The organism is Streptomyces sp. KR55 (assembly GCF_052245645.1).
In the GTDB taxonomy this organism is placed as follows: Bacteria; Actinomycetota; Actinomycetes; order Streptomycetales; family Streptomycetaceae; genus Streptomyces; species Streptomyces flavusporus.
The window spans coordinates 1-3,587 of sequence record NZ_JBQQCE010000691.1; the positions used below are offsets into that span (position 1 = coordinate 1).

1 protein-coding gene and 2 pseudogenes are annotated in these 3,587 nt (G+C 72.0%); 1 reads left to right on the forward strand and 2 read right to left on the reverse strand.

The window, feature by feature from the left end; translation table 11 throughout:
- Positions 1-143: pseudogene (locus ACTWQJ_RS48430) on the reverse strand (phosphatase PAP2 family protein); the annotation flags it as partial.
- Positions 144-631: 488 nt separating this feature from the next.
- Positions 632-1,966 carry a 4-aminobutyrate--2-oxoglutarate transaminase gene (gene gabT, locus ACTWQJ_RS48435; protein ID WP_443312743.1) on the reverse strand — a complete coding sequence of 445 codons (1,335 nt, stop codon included), beginning with the start codon at positions 1,964-1,966 and terminating at the stop codon, positions 632-634.
- Positions 1,967-2,250: 284 nt separating this feature from the next.
- On the opposite strand from gabT, the pseudogene ACTWQJ_RS48440 reads away from it, so the two are divergent.
- Positions 2,251-3,587, forward strand: a pseudogene (locus ACTWQJ_RS48440) (ATP-binding protein); the annotation flags it as partial.

A 3,587-nucleotide genomic window follows, 5' to 3' on the forward strand; every position in this document is an offset into this window, starting at 1 on the left:
GGCTGGACGAGCACCCGACTGATCCGCTCGTCCAGCCCCACCAACGGCCCGTCGGCGACGACCTGCCAGGTGATCAGCGCGAAGAGCACGACAGGCAGGGCGAGCAGCAGAAGCACGGGAAGCACGGGAGACACGGGGAACAGCTTCGCAGGGGAGCGATCGGGTCCAGGAACCGCCGCCCGCGCAGGAGTACGCGCGCGTGCCCCCACCTCCAGCTGTCCAGACCACTGGCGTCGGAGGTTCCCTGCCCCGGACACGCTGAAGGGCCGGCGCAAAGGGGGGGTGTGCGCCGGCCCTTCAAGGGCGTACCGCTCCCAGGCGGCCGTCCGGACCGGAACGTCGCGCGCCCCGGGGGGTCTGGGGCGGGCGACTGTCCGATCGGTGAGGAGACCCGGAGCCGGAGGCACCGGTTGTGTGCGCGAGGGCACGACCAGGTCGAAGCTGGGGATGCCCCGGCCTGATGTCGCCCACAGTCCCCTGTGGGCGGGGTGTATCTCTCATCTGGGTAGAACCTACGACAGGGGGTGCGGGTGCGACAGACGGAATCCCGTCCCGCCATCCACCTCGCACACCTTCTTCACACGCTCTGACGTAGGCGGCCCCGGCGCCGGAATCGCGCCGGGGCGGGGACTCAGATGCGGGCGAAGGCCTGCTCGATGATGTCGAGGCCCTCGTTCAGCAGGTCCTCGCCGATCACCAGCGGAGGCAGGAAGCGCAGCACGTTGCCGTAGGTGCCACAGGTCAGGACCAGCAGTCCCTCGGCGTGGCAGGCCTTGGCGAGCGCGGCGGTGGCCTCCGGGTTGGGCTCCTTGGTCGTACGGTCCTTGACCAGCTCGATGGCGATCATCGCGCCGCGGCCGCGGATGTCGCCGATGATGTCGAACTTCTCGGCCATGGCGGTGAGGCGGGCCTTCATGACCGCCTCGATGTTCTTCGCCCTGGCGTTGAGGTCGAGCTCCTTCATCGTCTCGATCGAGCCGAGTGCGCCGGCGCAGGCGACCGGGTTGCCGCCGTACGTACCGCCCAGGCCGCCCGCGTGCGCGGCGTCCATGATCTCGGCGCGACCGGTGACGGCGGCCAGCGGCAGACCGCCCGCGATGCCCTTGGCGGTGGTGATCAGGTCCGGGACGATGCCCTCGTCCTCGCAGGCGAACCACTGACCCGTACGGCAGAACCCGGACTGGATCTCGTCGGCGACGAAGACGATGCCGTTGTCGGCGGCGAACTGGCGGATCGCGGGGAGGAAGCCCTTGGCCGGCTCGATGAAGCCGCCCTCACCGAGCACCGGCTCGATGATGATCGCGGCGATGTTGTCCGCGCCGACCTGCTTGGACATCTGGTCGATGGCCTGCGCGGCGGCCTCCGGGCCGGCGTTCTCCGGGCCGGTCGGCCAGCGGTAGCCGTACGCCACCGGCACCCGGTAGATCTCGGGCGCGAACGGGCCGAAGCCGTGCTTGTACGGCATGTTCTTCGCGGTCAGCGCCATGGTGAGGTTCGTACGGCCGTGGTAGCCGTGGTCGAAGACGACGACGGCCTGGCGCTTGGTGTAGGCGCGCGCGATCTTGACGGCGTTCTCGACGGCCTCGGCGCCGCTGTTGAACAGGGCGGACTTCTTGGCGTGGTCACCGGGCGTCAGCTCGGCGAGGGCCTCGGCGACCTCGACGTACCCCTCGTACGGCGTGACCATGAAACAGGTGTGGGTGAAGTCGGCCAGCTGCGCGCTCGCCCGGCGTACGACGGCCTCGGCGGACGCGCCCACGGAGGTCACGGCGATGCCGGAACCGAAGTCGATCAGCCGGTTGCCGTCGACGTCCTCGATGATGCCGCCGCCCGCGCGCGCGGTGAACACCGGCAGCACGGAGCCCACGCCCTGGGCGACCGCGGCGGTACGGCGGGCCTGCAGTTCCTGCGACTTCGGGCCGGGGATGGCGGTGACGACGCGGCGCTCCTGCGGGATTGCGGTCATGAGGGCTCCCTGATGATCTTGCGTACCGGCATTCCGGGTGAACCAGACGTTCCGGATGGGGATTTTCGGACGCTTGCCTTCTTTCTTCGCAGGCTAGAGCCGCGGATCGGACCTGGGCATGCTCCATGTGGGCGTTGTCGCCGGAACGGGTTGTCCGTGGTGGACATAGCGCGGCGCGAACACATCACCGCAGGCCCGGCCGCGTAAGCGGTGAACTCCCCTTGGGAGGGCGTTAGATTGACTCGCTGATGGTGGACGGAGCGGCTGGTCAGGGGGCAGGAGCGATGGACAGCGACGGGACGCGGGACACGCGGGGCACGCATGCGAACCCGGTGCCCCGGCCGGCGATGCCACCGGATCCGCCCGCGGTACCGCCGCGGCCGGCACGCGCGCCGGCTCAGCCGGACGGCTCGGCCTTCCTCGCGTGGCTGCGCACCGCGCGGCCGGAGGCGGCGCCCGGAGTGTGGCGGTTCGGGCATCAACCCCGGCCGGAGGAGGAGCCCGAGCAGATTCCGGCTCGACAGCTGTTGAGCGGGGCGTTGATCGCGTTTCTGGTCGGGTGGCTGATCTGGTCGCTGCTGTGGAACGGCTACCTCGGCGGCTGGTGGCTGCTGCCCCTGTACGCGATGATCCCCGACTCCTGGGCCGAACCGCACAGCTTCGGCGCTGTTGTTGCCGTCTACGCCTACTACGTGATCATCGCGCTGATCATCATGGTCGGCGTGGGCCGGCTCGGCCGGTGGAGCGAGATCTGGCGGCGCTACGGCCCGCCCGCCTGGCGCCGCACCCCCGCCCCGGAGAGTCAGCGGCCGCCCGCCCCGGAACAGGACCCCGCCGAGTGGCCCGCGCTGCGCGCCGCCGGTGCCGTCGACGCCGCCGAGCGGCTCGCCGCCGACGCCCGCACGGGGCTGATGCGGGACGTCGACCACGCCCGGATCGCCCGCGCCTGGCAGGGCGTACGCAGCGGTCGGCACAGCCTCGCCACCTTCACCGGCGCGGTCCTCAAGGACGGCGCCGCCGCCTGCCTGCACCCCTCCGGCGAACGCGACCTGCCGACCCGGCTCGCCCGCCACGACCTGCTCACCGGCCAGGTCCGGCTCGGCACGACCGCCGACGATGCGCGCAACCCGTACGCCTATCGCGGCACCGGCCTCGCCCTCGGCCCCGACCTGCTCGGGACCTCACTTCTCGCCGTCGGCCCGGCCGGCTCCGGCAAGACCGGCACCGTCGCGCGCCCGCTCGCCGAGTCGCTGTGCCTGCAGGCGCTCGCCGGCCGGGCCGCCGTCGTCGTGGTCGGCGCGGCGGGAGCAGGGCTCGGTCCGGCCGAGGCGTACGACGTCGTCGTACGGATCGGGAACCCGGAGTCCGTGTACGACCTCGACCTGTACGGCGGCACCACCGACCCCGACGAGGCCGCGGCCGTGCTGGCCGAGGCGCTGGTCGGGGACCTCGCCGACCCGCACCCGGGCAGCGACAGCCGCCGCTCCACGACGGTCCTGGCGCAGCTCCTCGGACCGTTCCGCGCGGTCCACGACCGCTTCCCCTCCGTACCCGAGCTGCGGCAGCTGCTCGACGGCGCGCCCGGACCGCTCGCCGCACTGCGTACCGCCCTCCAGGACGC

Excerpts from the sequence above, each read along its gene's own strand:
- gabT (WP_443312743.1), bottom strand. The coding sequence starts at position 1,966 with ATGACCGCAATCCCGCAGGAGCGCCGCGTCGTCACCGCCATCCCCGGC.